The sequence below is a fragment of the Streptomyces sp. ISL-1 genome (genome assembly GCF_018614585.1).
GTDB lineage: Bacteria > Actinomycetota > Actinomycetes > Streptomycetales > Streptomycetaceae > Streptomyces > Streptomyces maoxianensis.
The window spans coordinates 1-19,239 of the sequence record NZ_JAGGOI010000035.1; the positions used below are offsets into that span (position 1 = coordinate 1).

Here is a 19,239-nt window from a genome sequence, read left to right on the forward strand (position 1 = left end):
GATCAAGACGTGGCTGGCCAAAGACTCACGCTTTCATATGCACTTCACTCCGACCGGCTCCTCCTGGATCAACCAGGTCGAGCGGTGGTTCGGCTTCCTGGCCGACCAGTAGATCCGCCGCGGCGCACACAAGAGCGTCCAGGCACTCGAGGCCGACATCCGCGCGTGGGTCAAGGACTGGAACGAGGACCCCAAGCCGTTCATCTGGACCAAAACAGCCGAGGAGATCCTCGACTCCCTCGCCCGTTTCTGCCGACGGATCTCTGGCGCAGGACACTAGCTAGGGGGACCGCTGGTCGGTGGCCTGTGTCCCACCCGCATCGCGCCGGCTGACGACTGACTCTGCGGCGGCGAGGGCGAGGTGCCACGGGTACGCGTCGGGTCGGCCTTCACCTGGCTTGTTCGGAACGAACCCGCCTTCCCCGTAGAGACTGAGACGGTGGTGTCAGACCGTCTCTCGCTCCTCCCCTGGCGGGTGAGCCGATCGGCACTCTCGCCATCGTCGACGTGCCCATGGGCATCGACAGTGATCGGGGTGGCGCGCCCCTTGGCCGTGACAAGCCACGCAAGCACCTGTTCGGCCAAAGGGCGGTGCTGGCGCCCCGACGCGCGTCAGCAGTCAAACACCGACCAGCAGATGTCGTTCCGCAACCGCTGGTCGTCAAGTACGAGCTCGCGAATCGCCTCCGGGAGCTGGTCACGCTGCCACTGGCACTCGAGTCGTCCTGCGGCCTCGCCCTCGCCTTCCGGCGCGGCAGCACGTGCGGCCTTGATCGCATAGGCGGCCGCACCGAGCTCGTGCGCGGCGACGTGTGCGACGACCCCGGCCTGGCCGGCGGCGTACGCGGCATGCCGTGCTGCCCCACGCAGGTCCCTGGCCGCACCCATTGCATGGCCGCCCGCCGCGCGAGCCTGGGTCATCTTGACCTCGCCACGCACCCAGGCGCGGGCATGTTCGATCGCTTGACGCGGCCGTGCGTCCTCAGGCTGAGCCGACTCGAAGAGGTCAAGGACGTGCTCCGCGCAAGATGCCGCCCAAAGAGCGAGGAGATGGTGATCCGAATCAGTGAGGGTCCCACCGCGGCGGATCGTCACGAAGCGAGGGTCCCGGACCTTCGGAAGGATCATGATTGGCACTCCTGATGCTTGCATCCGCCAAACACCCAAGGGCGCGCACGCGCGCCAGGCACGCCCCCCAAGCAAAGCCTGCAAACTCGATGGTCGATCCGCAAGGCTCGTCGGGTCCTTCCGGTCAAACGTCCAGTCTGCCCCATCGGGCGCGGGTACGGCGGTGCTGTGACGGGCAGTCGTCGGAGAAGGCCGCGCTGATCTATCAGCACTCGGATCTTGAGCGACAGCAGGGGGTTGCCAGCGGGCTCGACCAGCTCGTGCGGGCCGCCCGGAAGAAGGGCAATCAGGAACCATCTGGTGCGGATCTGGTGCGCGACGCCTGATGCGTTCCAGACAACAAAGAAGCCCCGGGCTGTTGGCCTGGGGCTTTTGCGTGGAGCGGGTGACGGGAATCGAACCCGCGCTCTGAGCTTGGGAATCACTGAGCCTTTTTCATCCCGCCGCTGAGCTGGCCTGATGCAGGGTGACAACGGCCTGAATGAGGGCGGTAATGCGGGTGGTCGAGCACCGGATTTTGCGTAGGAGCCGCCAGCTCTTGAGGATGGCCATGGCTCAGTGCTTGCTACGCGGGCACGAGCCGCCTGAAGACCCGATCATGCACTTCCCAGTTCGCGGTGTTCTGCGGGTTGTTCTCATCCCTGGCGGTGCCTTTGAGTATCCCTTCCATCCGGTTCGTTGCAATCCCCTTTTCCAGCCTGCCGAGGTAGTGACCTTTGGCGCCGTTGCTCCACATGATAGTGAAGTCAACTGATTCGCCTACCACTTGGCCGGTAATGCCTGTGCTTGTCACGCTTCCCCCGGCATGCGTGGCGAATCCGGAGAGTTGATCGCCATCTTGTTGCATGTTCACGAAAGCGGTGTGTCGATTGTTTTGCACAACCTTCAACTGGCCGGCGATGTTTATGAATGAACCAGACATACTCGGCACACCCTTTCTAGGTCGATCTTCTTTCCCTCGAATGTAAGCTTCTGAGAAGCCGTTGTCATACCGATCAAGGTACTTGGCTGGTCGAACAAGCAGGGTTCTAGGCCGTGAGGCTTTGTCAACTTGCTGTCTGAACATGGCTGTTGGGCTGACAGATGGGTGAAGCCCCTGGTAGACGGGTTCACGACCAAGATCGCCCGACCCACCAGAGGCTTCGTGTGCTTGTCTACCCGTGCGGCCTGGATGTGTCCAGCCGTTCCCTGTGTTTCCTCGCTGCCCGTCTCCGTGAGCACCGCCGCCGGATCGGAAGCCGTTGGCGCCGGCTGACTGCCGACAGGCAGGCTCTGCTGACACTGGCGCATCTGCGGAACGGGACGACGTATGCCCAGCTCGCGGCGGGTTTCGGAGTCGGAACGAGTACCGTCTACCGCTACGTGATCGAGGCCGTCGACCTGCTCGCTGAACTCGCGCCGACCCTCGCCGAGGCAGTCCGTGCCGCGTCGACGAAGGCATACGTGCTGCTGGACGGGACGCTTCTGCCGATCGACCGGATAGCGGCCGACCGCCCGTTCCACTCCGGAAAACACCACAAGCACGGGATGAACGTGCAGGTCATCACCGATCCGTTCGGCGAGCTCCTGTGGGCCTCGCCCGCGCTGCCCGGCGCAGTCCACGACGTTCGCGCGGCCCGCGAGCACGGCATCGTCGACGCTCTCGACCAGGCCCGGATCACCTGATGGGCGGACAAGGGCTACCAGGGTGCCCGCGGAACGCTCCGTGTTCCCTTCCGCGGCTGCTGGGACACGCTTCCCGCCGGCCAACAGGCCGTGAATCGATCGCAGGCCAAGATTCGAGCTCTGGTCGAACGAGCCATGGCCATCCTCAAGAGCTGGCGGCTCCTACGCAAAATCCGGTGCTCGACCACCCGCATCACCGCCCTCATTCAGGCCGTTGTCACCCTGCATCAGGCCAGCTCAGCGGCAGAATGAAAAAGGCTCACTGATCGTTGATGCACGGTTCGAGCGTTGAGCTGCTAGAACGCTGGTCTTCGGACTGGCACCAGCAGCTATGCGGTGACTGCATTGACCGTGGTTCACCACCCGTTCTGGTGCACATCTGGTGCGGCGCTGCCTGGCCGGGGGCTGGGTGTGACCCCTTCGTCCCGAACTACCGGTAGGACGGTTGCTGAGGTCTGCCGCGCTGGTCAGCCGGTTGCCTGGGGCCGATATCGGTCAGCTGCGGTCGCGGTGGTTGCTGTACTTCGCTGCTGTACGGCATACGTCCGGAGGCCTCCCGACGTTCCGCGGTCATGTCCCGGGCCGGCTGCGGCTCGTCAGAATCAGCATCGTGGCTGGGACAACGCACGGCAGTAACCCATCGAGTTGCCGGCGCTGCGTGGGGCCTTACTCTGCATCGGGCGACTCAGGGGGTTCCGGTGCTGCTGCCTCGCCACGGCCAATGGTCATTGACCAGCGCACTGCTGAGGGAGCTTGGACGGAAACAGTGCCCTTGTTCTCCACGCCCTTAACGCCGACCTGGTTGTAAGTGGTCGTCACTTCCCCATCGACACATTCCAGTGGGAAACCGATGTTCACTGGTTTCACGGTGACCTTGATCGTCCCCTTGCCCTGGCATCGCACTGCGACGATCAGAGCATCCCCTTGCTTTCCCTTGTCGAACTCGATACGGCGACTGCCGTGTGTCTCGTCTTGGCTGGCAGCGAGGGTCTCGGTTTTGTCCAGCTCGGGAGGTTGCGCGACGGAGGGCTGTGCGGAGCTGGCGGAGGCGGTGGACGCCGGCTCGGTGGGCTTGGGCGATTGAGGAGCTTTGCCCGCGTCCGAGCTGTCGGGCGAGCAGGCAAGGGCGAGAGGGAGGACTGCTGACAGAAGACTCAGTCTGGCGAGGGGGCGGCGTGGCACTACTTGGTCTCCCAGATGGCCCAGCCGATACGGCGGGGCGTGTAGAGGGTCGCGTTCTCCTTGGTTCCCTTGGTGCAGTTGGCATAGACGTACTGGTTGTAGCCCGCAGTCTTCAACCGGAAAACCCCGTACCGGGCGTGAGTTGTGTACCTGGACGGGGTGTCGACTGTGATTTTGTTGCCGAGCCTGGCTGTGAGCTTCACGGAGAGCTCCACGCCATATTCCAGCTCTATCTCCGCCACCGCCACGGAACCCCCCACCTTGAGCTTGCCGCTGACAGCGATGCCCACCTCGCCCGACACCTCAGAGATGAACTCAGACCTGGCCGTGCGTCCAGTGCCGTTGTAGTTGGCCTGCTCGGCACCTACGCCCTTGTGGTAGTCCTTGTACTTCTTGGTCGACGCCCATCTCCAGCCCGGCTCGCACGGCTGGGCGGGGGGAACGTCGGTCGGCGGCTTGCCCGGCCCCTCCGCCGGCGGCGGTGCCGAAGTATCCCCACCACCCACCTCGGCGAGGTCCGATTCCTCCGGCTGAGCCGGAGGTGTGGTCTCGGCGGGCGCCTCGGTCGCGGTGGGAGTCGGGTCCGCCGCGAAGGCCGGGCTACCAACCCCCAGAACGGCTATCGCGAGGCTCGGTGCAATCAGCGTCGACGCGATTTTAGAAACGCGCATATCGAAATCCCCCTCAGGTCAAGCGAGTTGGGGCTGGTCGCTCCCCGCTCGCAGGACCTTGATCCTCCAGCGGACCTCAACGCCAGAACAAGGCCCCTGTGAAAACTCAGAGGAGAACTTGATGTTCCACATGCTGTACCCGACCCCTCACGCGACGTAAATACCCATGATCCGGGACAACCGCGCTGCTGCGCCGTCGTCTGCAGCTGATGTCCTCCCGGATCCCCACGCATCCCTACTGGGCCAGCGAGGCAGGGCGTTCGCCTGCGGCACGAGTGGAGCTGTGCCCCCAGGCCCGCAACCTTCCAGGTGTGACCGCGCGCTTAGAAGGCGCTTGGATGCTCAAGCACGCCAAGGTGGGTGACCTGCGCGATCACGCCGAGTCTGCCGTTGATCTGCTCTACTTCGACACCCATTCGACCGACGTGCCAACGGACTTCGTGGCAGCGGCCCTTGGCCTACCTCACTCCTCTTCGTCGCTTCGTTCCAGAACCAGCGCGACGGACCCATCAACCAGACCGTTGCTGCCTTCCAGGTGCAGATGGCTCCCATCGGGGACGCCGTCCTCTGCGAGCGTGACCAGGTGGCCGGCCAGCGTTCTGAGGCCAGCGGCATTCGCTTCAATCACGACCTCGCCACCGAGGTTCCGGACCTCGATACGCGTGTCGTCCTCCCATGTGAAGACTCGTGCGACACCATCGGTCACAGCCGTGATATGCGTGCTCTCGGGCGGGGTGCTGTTGGCTTCGGGAGTCATAGCGAACATCATGCCGGTCGGAGCACACGGCTCCGGAGTGCATGATCAGGTGAGGTCAGACACCATGCCTGACCTGCCTTAATAGCCCTTCAAGATCAGACGCGTGGCTGGTTCACACGATGCTCACACGAGCGGCCCTTCCCCTCGGAGTCGAGGACACCCGCAAGCAGGGAGTTCCAGACGGCCAACGCGCTCCGGCCTCACGGACCTTGTCAGTCAGTGCACGCGCGTACCGGCTGTTACGTGGAGGGCAAGCATGTCTGCGCATTCACGCATTGGCGGGCCGCGCCGGAATGCTACTCAAGTAGCCAGAATTCCCCAACGTACTATCCATTCGAACTCGTCGTTCTGGCTTCTGTCTTCAAAATACGTCGATAGTCTACCGTCATCCTGCAGAAAGACTCCAATATCCCTGATGTGATGGTCGGGGATTGTGCCGAAGATGGGAAGCCGCACACCCTTGAAGTTGAAACGGAAGCCTCGAATCACCGCAGGGCCCGAGGGAATAGAGTCGCTAGCACCCCCGCGAATACCTCCGCGTCCGGTCCCTCTGGACTCGCCTAGGGCGGTAAAGAGCGTCTTCGGGACCCATGCCCATTTCACGCCCCAGTCGAAGCTGTCGGGGTGTCTGTCGGCGATGGTCATGGTGAGCTTGCCATTGTTTTCCAGCATCCCAATCTTGTTGAGATGCTCGTCACCTCCACGGAAATGGAAGTCGAGTCCTCGAAGGACGAACACGAAATCCTGAAGCACCCCTTCCCCTTCAGGCGCGTCAAGATTTATCGTGCATTCGTTTCTGCAGAAGATGTCGTTGGTCCAACTCCGTTCTTCGATATTGTCACCGCGAATAGTGTGATGTCTTACGTTGCAGTAGTACTCATCTGGTTCGTCGTCATGGAACGCAACTTCCATGGTGCCTATGCGTGGGGAGTGTGGCAAGATCGCGATCCTCTTCAGATGGTGATCGTAGCCTCGCCCCCTAGTGCTCTGCCCGAAATCGAAGAAGAAGCTATTGAGCAGGGCAGGCTGAAGCGGAAATACGTCATCTATTTCTACCCCACGTTTGGTCCCGCTGAACACGTTCATTGGCCCAAAAGTCGGAGCGGCTTCCACGCGCGCTGCTTCTAGGAGCGTTGGAGAGAACTGCTTGTTCATGACTCCTCCATGGGTCGGCGCCTTTGCAACGCTAGCCGAGACAGATACACCTATGTAGCGAAGACCGCATTCGCGCGGTGCCGTAGATGGTGCACACCCCTCTACTAGAGAAGCACGGTCGGATGCATGGCGAAACTCGTGCAGAGTGTCGCCCCGTCAGCTGCCCGGCTGGCTTGTCCAAAATTGAATCATTTCTTTGCGCCAGCCCGAATGAGTGAACTGGCGAGATGCCCAACGTCGCTCGGTTATTCCTAGACTGTCTATGATCTCGATCTTGTGCCGAGGGATCACATAGCTGGTGAGACGTATCCGGAGCGCGCCTGCGACCTTCATAGGTCGGCTTCGCCGACAGGCTGCAACATCCGGGCGTGTTGCAGCCGTCTGTAACCGGACCGGACGGGTGGGACAGCGCTCACTGGAGCTGTCCCACCACTTTGTGCAGGTCAGATGTGTAACAGGACAGTGGGACGGCTGGGACACATCCTGCGAGGTCCCGACAGGCTTCGGGCGTATCGTGCACCAAGTGCAGCTACTCGCCCTCTTCGATCTCGACAACACCCTGATTGACCGGCAAGGCGCCGTGGAGGAATGGGCCGGGCACTTCAGCGCGGCCCGTGGGCTGGCATCTCACACAGAGCGCCTGATTGTTGACGCCCTCCGTGAGCGGGCCTACCCAGCGGACTTCGAGCAGCTCAGGGACATCCTGGATCTCCCTGATTCGGTGGACTCCCTGTGGGGCGAGTACGTCGAAGAGATGGCTTCGCGGGCACGCTGTCCCGATGGGCTGCGCAGCGATCTCCGCACTCAGGCAGTCGCGGGGTGCTGGGCGTCGTGGGTGCGGCCACGGACGGAATCGAGACGCTGCGTACCGGTCTGGTCGAATCGGCCCTGGACCTTGGTTGGCAGGTGGCCGTGACGCTGACGCCGAACGCCGGCCGATGGCTGCGCGCAAACGGCGAACTTGAGCGGCTTGAGGCAGTGTCCGGCCTGCGGGTGCGGGACACCCCTCGCCTGCCCAGTGAGCCTCGCCCGCATCCTGTCGCCGACTTGCTACGTCGTCGCACCGGCCAGCGTGAACTACGTCGCCAAACTCGCGACCGGCATCGCCGGCAATCAGGCGCTGACACAAGTGGCCGAGGCCATTGGCACGATCGGCGTGCCCGTGGTGGTGTTCCCCCGGGTCAACGCAGCCCATGTGCGGCACCCGGCATGGGAGGGACACATCGAGACCCTACGGAGGGGCGGCGTGGAGCTCGTCCATGGCCCTGACGTGTGGCCGCTGTACGAGCCTCGCGAAGACCCATCAGTCCGAGAACTCCCTTGGACCACAGTCATCGAGGCCATCAGGCGGGGGACGGCATTCCCTGCCCGACACCCGCCTCGATGCGCAGGATGAAACGGTCGTCCGGGTCGGACAAGTCGCGGCGGTTGGCCTCGCCGTGCAACAGGACACGTTTGTTGTCGGCTATGGACAAGAGCTCTTCAAGGTCCTTCCGCTGACGCATCAGCCGGTCCGGGTGATAAACGATCACGTGCCTGATGGCTCCCTCGCTCCTTGAGCATCTCGTCCCAGCCCGGACGCTTGCGGTTGCGCTGCCAGGCTGAACGGTTGTTGTCCACGTAGACGTGTTCCGGCGCGATGCGTAATTGCAGGCGCTCGGCGATCTCCCGCCATATGCGGTCCGGGCGGCTTTCAACCCGCGCGCAGCATCAGGCCGATGCCCACCACCATCAGACCCGCCGCCGCGATCCTCGGACCGCCGAAGCGCTCCTTGAAGAACAGCGCCCCGATCGCCGCGCCCACGATGATCGACGACTCGCGTAGCGCCGCGATAGGAGCCAGTGGCGCCCGGGTCTGCGCCCACAGCACCAGCCCGTACGCCGAGACCGACAGCACCGCGCCGAGCAGCCCGCGCGCCGCGTAGGGGCGTAGCTCGGCGAGCAGACCGCCCCTGTGGACGTAGAGCGTGTACGCCGGGATCAGTGCCCCTTCAAGAATCATCAGCCAGGCGATATAGCCGAGCGGCGTGCCCGACGCGCGTACGCCCAGACCGTCCACGACCGTGTAGGCGGCGATCGACAGACCGGTCGCCAGCGCGGCCAGCAGCGCGGGCCAGTGCGGCCGCTTGCCGGAGCCCTTGATGCCCCACAGAGCCACGCCGACCAGTCCCGCCGAGGCGAGCACCACGCCCGCCAACTGCCAGCCGTTCAGGCTTTCGTCGACGAACAGCGCCGCGAGCACGGTCACCACCAGCGGTGCCGTACCACGCGCGATCGGGTACATCTGGCCGAAGTCGCCCAGGCTGAACGACCGCATCAGCAGTGTCTGGTAGCCGATGTGCAGCAGGGCGGAGGCGATCAGATACGGCCACGCGCCGGCCTCGGGCAGCGGCGAGAAGCAGGCCAGCACGGCCCCAATCACCGTGCCGCCACCGGCTATCAGCGTGAAGGCGACCAGTTGATCTTTGATGGTGTGTGCGATCGCGTTCCATGTGGCGTGCGTGACCGCGGCGATCAGGACCGCCGTGGCGACGAGTACCGTCACGCCGTGCGCTCGCGTACGTCCACCAGCGCGCCGCCCGCGTGCGCGATCAGCGTCTTGGGGTCGAGCGGGAAGACCGTGTGCGGGGTCCCGGCCGCCGCCCACACCACGTCGTGGTCGAGCAGGCGGCGGTCTGCCAGCACCCGGGTCCTGGTGGCGTGGCCGAAGGGCGGCACACCGCCGATCGCGTACCCGGTGGTCTCCCTCACCAGATCGGCGCCCGCCCGCTTGACGGACTCGGCGCCCAGCTCCTGCCGTACGCGCTCGACGTCCACCCGCGACGACCCGTCCATCAGCACCAGCACCGGAGCGCCGTCCGCCTCGAAAATCAGCGACTTGACGATCTCGCTGACGTCGCAGCCGATCGCGGCGGCGGCCTCGGCGGCGGTCCGGGTGGCGTCGGGGAAACGGCGGACCGGGACCTCGAGTTCCAGCTCGCGCAGCGCCTGGGCGAAGCGGGGGTGGGCGTCGGTGTCTTGATTGCTCATGGCCCGCACGCTAGTGGTAGCTGTACGGGCCATGCGAGCAGGTATTCACGGCGGGCGGACGGCAGGCGGTCGGCGGGCGGTCAGTTAGCGGCCGGTCAGCGGGCGGTCAGCGTGCGGTGTCAGCGGACGCGCAGCACCTGGGCGACCACCGGTCCTGCCGCGTCGCCGCCGTGCCCGCCTGACTGCACGACCGCGGCCGCCGCCAGGTCGTCGGCGTACCCGGTGAACCAGCTGTTGGACTTGCCCTGTCCGTCGACCTCCGCCGAGCCCGTCTTCGCGCCCTTGTCGCCGCCGACGCCGGCCATCGCGGACTGGCCCGTGCCGTACTGCGCGGTGGCGCGCATCATTTCGCGCAGCGCCTGGGCGATGGAGCCGGGCAGCGACTGTGCCTTGGCGAGCTCACGGTTGTCGAGGGACTGCGGGACGATCACCGGCTGGCGGAAGCCGCCGCTCTTCGCGGTGGCGGTGACGGACGCCATGTTGAGGGCGTTCATCGTGATCTTGCCCTGCCCGATGTACGAGGCGGCGGTCTCGGGGCCGGCCGACTCGGGCACGGTGCCGTCGACGGAGACGATGCCCGTCTGCCAGTCGAGGCCGATGCCGAAGTACTTACGGGCGGTGTCGCCCAGCGCCGTACCGGCGATGTTCTTCTCGGTGAGGGGCTTGACGGCCTTGATGAAGGCGGTGTTGCACGAACGGCGGAAGCTGTCCTTGAAGGTGCCGCCCTTGATCTCGAACTTCTTGAGATTCTCGAACGTCACCCCCTCCCACGAGACAGTCGGCGGACACTCCACCTTCGCCCCCGGGCCGCCCACGATGCCGTTGTCCATCATCATCGCCGCGGTCACGATCTTCATCGTGGAGCCGGGCGCCTGGGCGCCCATCATGGCCGTGTTGTAGCCCTCCGCGGGGCTGTTGGCGACGGCCCTGATCTCGCCCGTGCTGGGCTTGATGGCGACAACCGAGGCCTGGCTGTACTTCTTCACCGCCTTCTCGGCGGCCGCCTGCACATCCGCGTCCAGGGTGGTCTTCAGCGTCCCCTCCTTGCCCTCGGTCAGGGTCAGCAGGGTCTGGTCGGGCGTGGACTCGTTCGTGGAGGTGATGGCCAGCTCGACGCCTGCGGTGCCGCCCGCGTCCTCGCCGTACTTCTTGCGCAGTGAGTCCAGAACGGGCCCGAGTGACGGGTACTTTTCCTTCGTCAGCTCCCGATCCTTGCGGTCCACGGCCTTGATCGGCGGGGCCGACGCCTTGTCCGTCTTGAGGCCGGCGTCCTTCGTCAGCTTCGGGTGGACGACTGCCGGCGCCCAGCTGACGAGCGGTCTGCCGGTGGTCAGCCCGCGTACGACGGTCAGTTCGGAGGAGTACGACCAGGGCTTGGACTGCCCCTCGTACGTCACCGTCGCCCTGACCGTGAACGGCACCTTGGCGCCGACCGCCTTCCCCGGCGTGATCACGGCCTCGGAGACGTGGGCCTGCTCGCGGTACCCGGTGATCAGCGGCTCGGCCTCCGCCGCGTTGTTGGTCAGCTGCGCGGCCTGCGGCGCGTTGCCGCCCGCCCATGCGGCCAGAAAGTCCTTCGCGGTCTGCTCGATCTCATCGGCGTCGGGCGGCCCGGTCTTCTTGGACGCGGACGTGGTCGTGGCGTCCGTGCCACCCCCGCCGGACAGCCCGCTGTACAGGTTGTAGCCGCCGTAGCCCACGCCACCGGCGACCACCAGGAATACGCCGCCGATGACGGCGACCTTCGCTCCACTGCGCATCAGTGCAGTCCCCCTCCCCAGGAGCTCCTTGACCGCGCCTATGGAAAAGCGTGTTCAAGGACATGCATCGCGTGAACTCTACGGGACAGGGGTGACAGGAGAGTTGGTCGTTATCGGACCGCGACGGTCAGGCCCGGGTCCGGATCGGGGTCCGGGCACAAGGTCCGGTGGAGGTCGAGCAGCATCACGCGGCTAGACCCAGGTGTCCAGCCACATCCGGTTGCGCCAGTCCCCCACCGGGATCGTCGTGCCCGTGTAGATCGGCCAGAAGTAGATGAAGTTCCAGATGATCAGCAGCACCAGCACGCCCGCGCCGATCGCCCCGATCGCCCGCCGCCGTTCGTCCGAGCCCGGTGGACCCAGCATCGCGCCGATCATCATCGCCACTGCCAGGCACAGGAACGGCACGAACACGACCGCGTAGAAGAGGAAGATCGTGCGCTCCTGGTAGAAGAACCAGGGCACCCACCCCGCAGCGACGCCGCAGGCGATCGCGCCCGCGCGCCAGTCGCGGCGGAACAGCCAGCGCCACAGGACGTAGCAGATCGCGAAGCACGCCGCCCACCACAGCAGCGGCGTGCCGAGCGCCAGGACCTCGCGGGCGCACTTGTCCGCCGTGTCCGCCGGGCAGCCGTCCACGCCCGCCTTCGGGTCCTCGTAGAAGTACGAGACCGGGCGGCCAAGGACGATCCAGCTCCACGGGTTCGACTGGTAGGTGTGGCCCGAGGTGAGGTTGACGTGAAACTCGTAGACCTCGTTCTCGTAGTGCCACAGGCTGCGCAGCCAGTCCGGCAGCCAGGTCCAGCTGCCGCCCTTGCCGTCCGTCTGTGCCCAGTTCCTGAAGTAGCCCTTGTCCGTGACGATCCAGCCGGTCCAGGAGGCGATGTACGTGGCGATCGCGACCGGCACCGTCGAGACGAAGGCCGGTACGAGGTCTCTCTTCAGCACCGCCTTGTACGGCTGCACCGCACCCGCTGTCCGGCGCGCGCCCACGTCCCACACCACGGTCAGCAGGCCGAACGCGACCATCACGTAGAGGCCGTTCCACTTGGTGCCCGCTGCCAGGCCCAGCATCACGCCCGCCGCCAGGCGCCATGGACGCCAGCCGAGCCGCAGGGTCTCGGCGATCTTGGTGTCCGGCCGCAGCACGCCCTCTTCGTCCGTCGGCAGCGCCGCGGCGAGACGTCTGCGCGCCCAGTCCCGGTCGATGAGCAGACAGCCGAACGCGGCCAGCACGAAGAACATCAGCACCTGGTCGAGCAGCGCTGTGCGGCTCATCACGAAGTGCAGCCCGTCCACCGCGAGCAGCGCGCCCGCCAGGCAGCCCAGGAATGTCGAGCGGAACAGCCGGCGGCCGATCCGGCACAGCATCAGCACCGACAGCGTGCCGAGCACGAAGACCATGAAGCGCCAGCCGAACGGCGTGAAGCCGAAGAAGTGCTCGCCGAGGCCGATGACCCACTTGCCGACCGGCGGATGCACCACATAGCCGGGGTCGGCCGGGATGGTGACGTTGTCCGGGTTGGCCAGGATCGCCTTGTCGATGTCCTTCGGCCAACTGCCCTCGTAGCCCTGATTGATCAGCGCCCACGCGTCCTTCGCGTAGTACGTCTCGTCGAATATCACCGCATCGGGCTTGCCCAGATTCCAGAACCGCATCACGCCCGCGACCAGCGCGACCAGCAGCGGACCGCCCCACGCCGCGATGCGCAGCAGGGGGTTCACGACGGTCGGCGGGATGCCGAAGACCGGCCATACCCGCTCGGAGGGGCGCGTGTAGGGCGGCACCAGGCGCTCACGCAGCCCGGTCACGGGCCGGGGCGCGTAGCCGAATCTGCGCAGCCTCTGCTGCCAGCCGGGCGGCTGCGGATCGGCGTCCTGGCCCTGAAGGGTCTGTGGCGCGGTACTGGTCACCGCGCCATCGTAGGGAACGCGACTGTGCGAGTCGTACCTCCGGTCCTGCGAGGATGGCGTACGTGAACGGAACGCTGGTACTCGCAGGGACCCCCATCGGCGATGTCGCGGACGCGCCGCCCCGGCTCGCCGCCGAGCTGGAGAGCGCCGACATCGTGGCCGCGGAGGACACCCGGCGGCTGCGGCGGCTCACCCAGGCCCTCGGTGTGCACACCCGGGGGCGGGTCGTTTCGTACTTCGAGGGCAACGAGTTGGCCCGTACGCCCGAGCTGGTCGAGGCGCTGGCCGGCGGCGCCCGGGTGCTGCTGGTCACCGACGCGGGCATGCCGTCCGTCTCCGACCCCGGCTACCGGCTGGTCGCCGCAGCCGTCGAGAAGAACATCAAGGTCACCGCGGTACCGGGACCGTCAGCCGTGCTCACCGCGCTCGCGCTGTCCGGGCTGCCTGTGGACCGCTTCTGCTTCGAGGGCTTCCTGCCCCGCAAGGCGGGCGAACGCCTCGGCAAGCTGCGCGAGGTCGAGCAGGAGCGGCGGACCCTGGTGTATTTCGAGGCGCCGCACCGGCTCGACGACACGCTCGCCGCGATGGCCGAGGTGTTCGGCGCCGAGCGCCGGGCCGCTGTCTGCCGCGAGCTGACCAAGACGTACGAGGAGGTCAAGCGCGGCGGCCTCGGCGAGCTGGCCGCCTGGGCCGCCGAAGGCGTACGCGGCGAGATCACCGTCGTCGTCGAGGGCGCGCCGGAGGCCGGACCCGGCGATCTCGACGCGGACGAACTGGTGCGCAGGGTGCGGGTGCGCGAGGAGGCGGGGGAGCGGCGCAAGGAGGCCATCGCTGCGGTTGCCGCGGACGCGGGGCTTCCCAAGCGCGAGGTGTTCGATGCCGTCGTCGCGGCAAAGAATGCGGATCGACCGGCCCCCGCGAAGGGTAAAGGACTATCGTGAAAAGCAAAGCGCAGACCGCGTCCTTGGCCTTTCTGGCATGGGAACGCCAAAGTCCACACCATTAATCGACAGGCGCTGATGCGCTCCCGCCGGAATCGGCGTCCACTGAATCAGTGGAGAGGAGCTGGCATGAGTGAGATCACAGGCCCCGCCAAGGTCCACGAGGCGTACGCCTTCGCCTGCATGCGCTGCGGGCACGGCTGGGAGCAGTCCTACGAGATTGAGCACCACATCGAGGGCTCGGGCCGGGAATACGTTGTGTACAAGGCCGAGGGCCTGCGGGTGCCGTCCCCGCTTTCGAGCCCGAACTGCCCCGCCTGTGGCGGACATGTCGTACGGATCATGAGGGCGGGGCAGGTCTCCTCGGTCCATGAGTCGATGATGAACATGCTGAACCCGAGCGCTGCGAAGAAGCCCGTGCCGCAGGCCGGGCCGGTGCCCGCCAAGTCCGCGGAGGCCGCCGACCGGCCGGGGATCGCCGAGCGTGCCGAGCAGCCCGAGCAGTCCGTGCAGCAGGGGCCGGCCGCCGGACAGCCGGGATCGGCCGAAAGCTCTCACCACTGGCACCTCTCGGACCTCCTGCACCCCTTCCACCGCCGGTGAGGCATCGGGCGCGAGCCTCGTAGGATCGCGCCCATGAGTTCGAAGTCCGCCCCGCCGCCGCTGCCCGAGCCGCTCAGCGTGCCGGTCGCCGATTCGCACACCCACCTGGACATGCAGGAGGGCACGGTCGAGGAGGCGCTCGCCCGGGCCGCCGCGGTCGGGGTGACGACCGTGGTCCAGGTCGGCTGCGACATCAAGGGCTCCCGCTGGGCCGCCGAGACCGCCGCCGCCCACGACAGCGTGCACGCCGCGGTCGCCCTGCACCCCAATGAGGCCCCGCGCATCGTGCTGGGGGACCCTGATAGCTGGTCGCGGCAGGGTGCCCGTGAGGCCGGTGGCCACGGCGCCCTCGACGACGCGCTGGTGGAGATCGACCGGCTGGCAGCCCTCCCGCAGGTCCGCGCCGTCGGCGAGACGGGTCTGGACTACTTCCGTACGGGCCCCGAGGGCATCGCCGCCCAGGAACGCGCCTTCCGTGCGCACATCGAGATCGCCAAACGGCACGACAAGGCCCTGGTCATCCACGACCGCGATGCGCACGCCGACGTGCTGCGGATCCTCGCCGAGGAGGGGGCGCCCGAGCGGACCGTCTTCCACTGCTATTCGGGCGACGCGGAAATGGCCGAAGTGTGCGCGGCCGCGGGCTACTTCATGTCCTTCGCCGGCAATGTGACCTTCAAGAACGCCCAGCCGCTGCGCGACGCGCTCGTCGCCGCCCCGCGGGAACTCGTACTCGTCGAAACGGACGCGCCCTTCCTCACGCCGGTGCCGTACCGCGGACGGCCCAACGCGCCGTATCTCATTCCGGTCACGCTGCGCGCCATGGCGGCGGTGAAGGCGCTCGACGAGGAGACGCTGGCCGCGGCGATCTCGGCCAATACGGCGGAGGCGTTTGGTTACTGAGGGGCAGCGGCGGACAGGGTAACGTCGCGACACTGTGTAGTCGAATTGCTTTGGAGAGTGACCGGAGTCCGCTAGTGTCCCGGCCGCAACTGGGGGTCTCCCACGCCGAAGGCTGTGGGGAGGGCGGACCGGACCTTACGGAGCGTCATGAGCAATTCGCAGGGCAGTCACCATGCCGCACGCGGCGGTCTCCTCGCCGTCGGGACAGCAGAGCCGTACGACGAGCCCGGGACGACCTACGCGTACGACGAGCCCGAGACCTCGTACGAGGACGAGGCCCGCGCGCCGACACACGACGAGCCCGGGACGCCGTACGAGGATGAGGCCTTCCCGCGCAGCTACGTCCCCACCGCGCCCGCGCTGCCGCGCCAGGGCTCGGCCCCGGACCCGGCCCCGGTCCCGGCGGTCTCCGGGACCGGTGGCCGCGCCGAAGCCCGCCGGGCCGCCCGCCGCCGGACCGGCGAGACGCCCGACACCCTGCGCAGGCTCGTCCCGCACGCCCTCGTCGTCGCCTTCCTGGCCGGCGGCACCTCGGCCTTCGTCGCCAGCGACAAGGCGGTGCGGCTCACCGTCGACGGCGTACCGCGCACCATGCACACCTTCGCCGACGATGTGCGCGAGCTCCTCGATGACGAGGGGGTCGGCGTCGGAGCGCACGACATCGTGGCCCCCGCTCCCGCCGCGGCCCTCGCCAGCGGCGACGAGATCGTGGTCCGCTACGGACGGCCCGTCATCCTCACCCTGGACGGGCAGCGCCAGCGGGTGTGGACGACCGCCCGCACGGTCGAGGGCGCACTGCGCCAGCTCGGGGTGCGCGCTCAGGGCGCGTATCTGTCGGTCTCGCGCTCCATGCCGATCTCCCGCGACGGGCTTGCCCTCGATGTGCGGACCGAGCGGACCGTGACCTTCATGGCCGACGGGCGCGAGCGCACCATCCGTACGAACGCGGCGAGCGTGCATGAGGCCCTGGACGAGGCCGGGATCGAGCTGCGCGGCCAGGACACCACGTCCGTGCCGCCCGGCAGCTTTCCGCGCGACGGGCAGACCGTCACCGTCATGCGGATCACCGGCACCAGGGAGGTGCGCGAGGAGCACATCGAATTCGAGGTGGAGAAGGCCGAGGACCCCACGCTGTTCTCCGGCACCGAGGTCGTCGTACAGCAGGGCAGACCGGGCGCGCGCCGGGTCACCTACACCGTGCGCACCGTCAATGGCGTCAAACAAAAACCGCAGAAGGTCGCCGAGGAGGTGGTGCGGGAGCCCGTCGCCCAGCGGGTGAAGGTGGGCATCGAGCCGCTGCCGAAATCCGTCGCGGGCGCGGACAAGCTGAACTGGGACGCTCTCGCGCACTGCGAGTCGGGCGGACGGTCGGGCGCGGTCGACCCGTCGGGGACGTACGGCGGGCTGTACCAGTTCGACACCGGGACCTGGCGCTCGCTCGGCGGCAGCGGGCGGCCGCAGGACGCGCCCCCGGAGGAACAGACGTACCGGGCGAAGCAGCTCTACGTGCAAAGGGGGGCGAGTCCGTGGCCGCACTGCGGCCGTAGGCTGTATCAGTGAGCACCACTGAGCCCGACGCACTCCTCGGCCCCGCCGACATCCGTGAACTGGCCGCAGCGCTGGGCGTACGTCCCACCAAGCAGCGCGGCCAGAACTTCGTCATCGACGCCAATACGGTCCGCAGGATCGTCCGCACCGCAGGGGTGCGTGAGGACGACGTGGTCGTCGAGATCGGCCCCGGGCTCGGGTCGCTGACCCTCGCCCTGCTGGAGGCGGCTGACCAGGTCGTCGCCGTAGAGATCGACGATGTGCTGGCGGGCGCGCTGCCTTCGACGATCCTGGCCCGCATGCCGGAGCGGGTCACGCGCTTCTCGCTGGTGCACGCAGACGCGATGCAGGTGCGGGAGCTGCCTGGCCCAGAGCCGACGGCGCTCGTCGCGAACCTTCCGTACAACGTGGCAGTGCCGGTGCTGCTGCACATGCTGGACCGCTTCCCCACGATCGAGCGCACGCTGGTGATGGTGCAGGCGGAGGTCGCGGACCGGCTCGCGGCGCGGCCCGGGAACAAGGTCTACGGGGTCCCGTCGGTCAAGGCCAACTGGTACGCGGACGTGAAGCGGGCGGGCTCGATAGGGCGCAATGTCTTCTGGCCCGCCCCCAACGTCGACTCGGGTCTGGTCTCGCTGGTGCGCCACGATCCGCCGAAGACCACGGCCACGAAGGCGGAGGTCTTCGCGGTGGTCGACGCCGCGTTCGCGCAGCGGCGCAAGACGCTGCGGGCGGCGCTGGCCGGCTGGGCGGGGTCGCCCGTCGCCGCGGAGACCGCGCTGGTCGCGGCCGGGATCTCACCGCAGGCGCGCGGCGAGTCCCTGACGGTGGAGGAGTTCGCACGGATCGCGGAGGCCAAGGCGTGAGCGTCACGGTACGAGTGCCGGCCAAGGTCAATGTCCGGCTGGCGGTCGGCGCGGCGCGCCCCGACGGCTTCCACGACCTCGCCAATGTCTTTCTGGCGGTCGGTATCCACGACGAGGTCACGGTGACGCCCGCCGAGTCGCTGACGATCACATGCTCCGGGCCGGACGCCTCGCAGGTCCCGCTGGACCGTACGAACCTGGCGGCCCGCGCGGCGGAGCTCCTCGCCGCCCGTCACGGCATCGATCCCTCCGTCCACATCCACATCGCGAAGGACATTCCGGTCGCGGGCGGCATGGCGGGCGGCAGCGCGGACGGCGCGGGCGCGCTGCTGGCCTGCGACGCGCTGTGGGGTCTTGACTCGCCGCGTTCCGAACTCCTCTCCATCTGCGCCGAGTTGGGCAGCGATGTGCCGTTCAGCCTGGTGGGCGGCGCGGCACTGGGCACGGGCCGCGGGGAGCAGCTGACCGAGCTCGAGGTCGGCGGAGAGTTCCACTGGGTGTTCGCGGTGGCGGACGGCGGCCTGTCGACGCCCGCGGTGTACGCCGAGTTCGACCGCCTCAACGAGGGCGTCGCAGTCCCCGCCCCGGCCGCGTCCCCACCCCTGCTCGAAGCCCTGCGCACCGGCGACGCGACGGCCCTTGCCGCGTCCCTGGCGAACGACCTCCAGCCGGCGGCCCTCTCCCTGCGCCCGGCCCTGGCCGACACCCTGACGGCGGGCACGGCGGCGGCTGCGCTCGCGGCCCTGGTCTCGGGCTCGGGCCCGACGACGGCGTTCCTGACGAAGGACGAGGAGTCGGCGGGGGCGGTGGCTCAGGCCCTGCTGGCGTCGGGCACCTGCCGGACGGCGAGGGTGGCGGTGTCCCCGGCGCGGGGTGCGACGGTGCTGGTGTAGGGCGGTCGGCTTCCCCCCACCCGCCCCTCCCGCTGTGCCGATCCGCGGCCCCGCCGCGCGGTGGACAAGCCCCCAAGGCCGCCGACGTGCTTCGCACGCGTCCTCAATCGCCGGACGGGCCTGATTGTGCGGCTGGGCCGCACAATCAGGGCGGAACCCCGCACGGCGGAGCCCCCAGCCCTACGCGGCGGAGCCCCCGCGCAGCGGTCCACCCCGCCGCCGC

17 protein-coding genes and 4 pseudogenes are annotated in these 19,239 nt (G+C 67.6%); 10 read left to right on the top strand and 11 right to left on the bottom strand.

Annotation, left to right across the window (positions count from 1 at the left end):
* Positions 1–280: pseudogene (locus tag J7E87_RS35410) on the top strand (IS630 family transposase); the annotation flags it as partial.
* Positions 281–612: 332 nt separating this feature from the next.
* Here the strand turns inward: J7E87_RS35410 and J7E87_RS25410 are convergent.
* A complete protein-coding gene (locus J7E87_RS25410; protein WP_215096859.1) occupies positions 613–1,128 on the bottom strand; it encodes a putative immunity protein in 516 nt (171 codons plus the stop codon).
* Positions 1,129–1,301: 173 nt separating this feature from the next.
* On the opposite strand from J7E87_RS25410, the pseudogene J7E87_RS35415 reads away from it, so the two are divergent.
* Positions 1,302–1,454: pseudogene (locus tag J7E87_RS35415) on the top strand (site-specific integrase); the annotation flags it as partial.
* Between the two features lie 109 nt (positions 1,455–1,563).
* On the opposite strand, the pseudogene J7E87_RS25415 reads toward J7E87_RS35415, so the two are convergent.
* Both J7E87_RS25415 and J7E87_RS25420 read right to left on the bottom strand, forming a co-directional pair.
* Positions 1,564–1,683 (bottom strand): annotated as a pseudogene (locus tag J7E87_RS25415) (IS5/IS1182 family transposase); the annotation flags it as partial.
* A gap of 10 nt (positions 1,684–1,693) precedes the next feature.
* A complete protein-coding gene (locus J7E87_RS25420) occupies positions 1,694–2,050 on the bottom strand; it encodes a hypothetical protein (RefSeq protein ID WP_215096860.1) in 357 nt (118 codons plus the stop codon).
* Positions 2,051–2,274: 224 nt separating this feature from the next.
* Here J7E87_RS25420 and J7E87_RS25425 point away from each other — a divergent pair.
* Positions 2,275–3,045: pseudogene (locus tag J7E87_RS25425) on the top strand (transposase family protein).
* Positions 3,046–3,974: 929 nt separating this feature from the next.
* Here J7E87_RS25425 and J7E87_RS25430 read toward each other — a convergent pair.
* The 3 genes from J7E87_RS25430 to J7E87_RS25440 all read right to left on the bottom strand — a co-directional run bounded on the left by J7E87_RS25430 (position 3,975) and on the right by J7E87_RS25440 (position 6,558).
* Positions 3,975–4,646, bottom strand: coding sequence for a hypothetical protein (locus J7E87_RS25430; protein WP_215096861.1), 672 nt, complete (start codon positions 4,644–4,646; stop codon positions 3,975–3,977).
* A gap of 463 nt (positions 4,647–5,109) precedes the next feature.
* A complete protein-coding gene (locus tag J7E87_RS25435; RefSeq protein ID WP_251017993.1) occupies positions 5,110–5,403 on the bottom strand; it encodes a hypothetical protein in 294 nt (97 codons plus the stop codon).
* A 300-nt stretch (positions 5,404–5,703) separates the two neighbouring features.
* A complete protein-coding gene (locus J7E87_RS25440) occupies positions 5,704–6,558 on the bottom strand; it encodes a hypothetical protein (protein ID WP_215096862.1) in 855 nt (284 codons plus the stop codon).
* 1,072 nt (positions 6,559–7,630) lie between these two features.
* On the opposite strand from J7E87_RS25440, the gene J7E87_RS25445 reads away from it, so the two are divergent.
* Entirely contained in the window at positions 7,631–7,954 is a 324-nt protein-coding gene (locus J7E87_RS25445; RefSeq protein WP_308313080.1) for a flavoprotein, read from the top strand.
* Here J7E87_RS25445 and J7E87_RS35420 read toward each other — a convergent pair.
* The 5 genes from J7E87_RS35420 to J7E87_RS25470 form a co-directional block, all read right to left on the bottom strand.
* The gene (locus tag J7E87_RS35420) at positions 7,902–8,090 is read right to left on the bottom strand and encodes a hypothetical protein (protein WP_308313079.1); all 189 of its coding nucleotides are present in this window, start codon (positions 8,088–8,090) and stop codon (positions 7,902–7,904) included. The two genes, J7E87_RS25445 and J7E87_RS35420, sit on opposite strands and share 53 nt — an antisense overlap.
* A gap of 161 nt (positions 8,091–8,251) precedes the next feature.
* A complete protein-coding gene (locus tag J7E87_RS25455; protein ID WP_215096863.1) occupies positions 8,252–9,103 on the bottom strand; it encodes a DMT family transporter in 852 nt (283 codons plus the stop codon).
* Complete coding sequence (locus tag J7E87_RS25460) at positions 9,100–9,588, bottom strand: YbaK/EbsC family protein (RefSeq protein WP_251017994.1); 489 nt, start codon at positions 9,586–9,588, stop codon at positions 9,100–9,102. Before J7E87_RS25460 ends, J7E87_RS25455 begins: the two co-directional genes overlap by 4 nt.
* Before the next feature lie 119 nt (positions 9,589–9,707).
* Entirely contained in the window at positions 9,708–11,348 is a 1,641-nt protein-coding gene (locus J7E87_RS25465) for a penicillin-binding transpeptidase domain-containing protein (RefSeq protein WP_215096865.1), read from the bottom strand.
* A 192-nt stretch (positions 11,349–11,540) separates the two neighbouring features.
* Complete coding sequence (locus J7E87_RS25470; protein ID WP_215096866.1) at positions 11,541–13,262, bottom strand: dolichyl-phosphate-mannose--protein mannosyltransferase; 1,722 nt, start codon at positions 13,260–13,262, stop codon at positions 11,541–11,543.
* Positions 13,263–13,315: 53 nt separating this feature from the next.
* Between J7E87_RS25470 and rsmI the strand changes: the two genes are divergently transcribed.
* The 6 genes from rsmI to J7E87_RS25500 all read left to right on the top strand — a co-directional run bounded on the left by rsmI (position 13,316) and on the right by J7E87_RS25500 (position 19,016).
* Positions 13,316–14,203 carry a 16S rRNA (cytidine(1402)-2'-O)-methyltransferase gene (gene rsmI / locus J7E87_RS25475; protein ID WP_215096867.1) on the top strand — a complete coding sequence of 296 codons (888 nt, stop codon included), beginning with the start codon at positions 13,316–13,318 and terminating at the stop codon, positions 14,201–14,203.
* A 129-nt stretch (positions 14,204–14,332) separates the two neighbouring features.
* The gene (locus J7E87_RS25480) at positions 14,333–14,806 is read left to right on the top strand and encodes a hypothetical protein (protein WP_215096868.1); all 474 of its coding nucleotides are present in this window, start codon (positions 14,333–14,335) and stop codon (positions 14,804–14,806) included.
* A gap of 33 nt (positions 14,807–14,839) precedes the next feature.
* Positions 14,840–15,709, top strand: coding sequence for a TatD family hydrolase (locus tag J7E87_RS25485; RefSeq protein WP_215096869.1), 870 nt, complete (start codon positions 14,840–14,842; stop codon positions 15,707–15,709).
* Between the two features lie 147 nt (positions 15,710–15,856).
* Positions 15,857–17,269, top strand: coding sequence for a resuscitation-promoting factor (locus J7E87_RS25490; protein WP_215096870.1), 1,413 nt, complete (start codon positions 15,857–15,859; stop codon positions 17,267–17,269).
* The gene (gene rsmA / locus J7E87_RS25495) at positions 17,266–18,123 is read left to right on the top strand and encodes a 16S rRNA (adenine(1518)-N(6)/adenine(1519)-N(6))-dimethyltransferase RsmA (RefSeq protein ID WP_215096871.1); all 858 of its coding nucleotides are present in this window, start codon (positions 17,266–17,268) and stop codon (positions 18,121–18,123) included. Before J7E87_RS25490 ends, rsmA begins: the two co-directional genes overlap by 4 nt.
* On the top strand, positions 18,120–19,016 hold the full coding sequence (locus J7E87_RS25500; RefSeq protein WP_215096872.1) for a 4-(cytidine 5'-diphospho)-2-C-methyl-D-erythritol kinase: 897 nt from the start codon (positions 18,120–18,122) through the stop codon (positions 19,014–19,016). The genes rsmA and J7E87_RS25500 overlap by 4 nt, the downstream gene beginning before the upstream one ends.
* Positions 19,017–19,239: the final 223 nt, after the last annotated feature.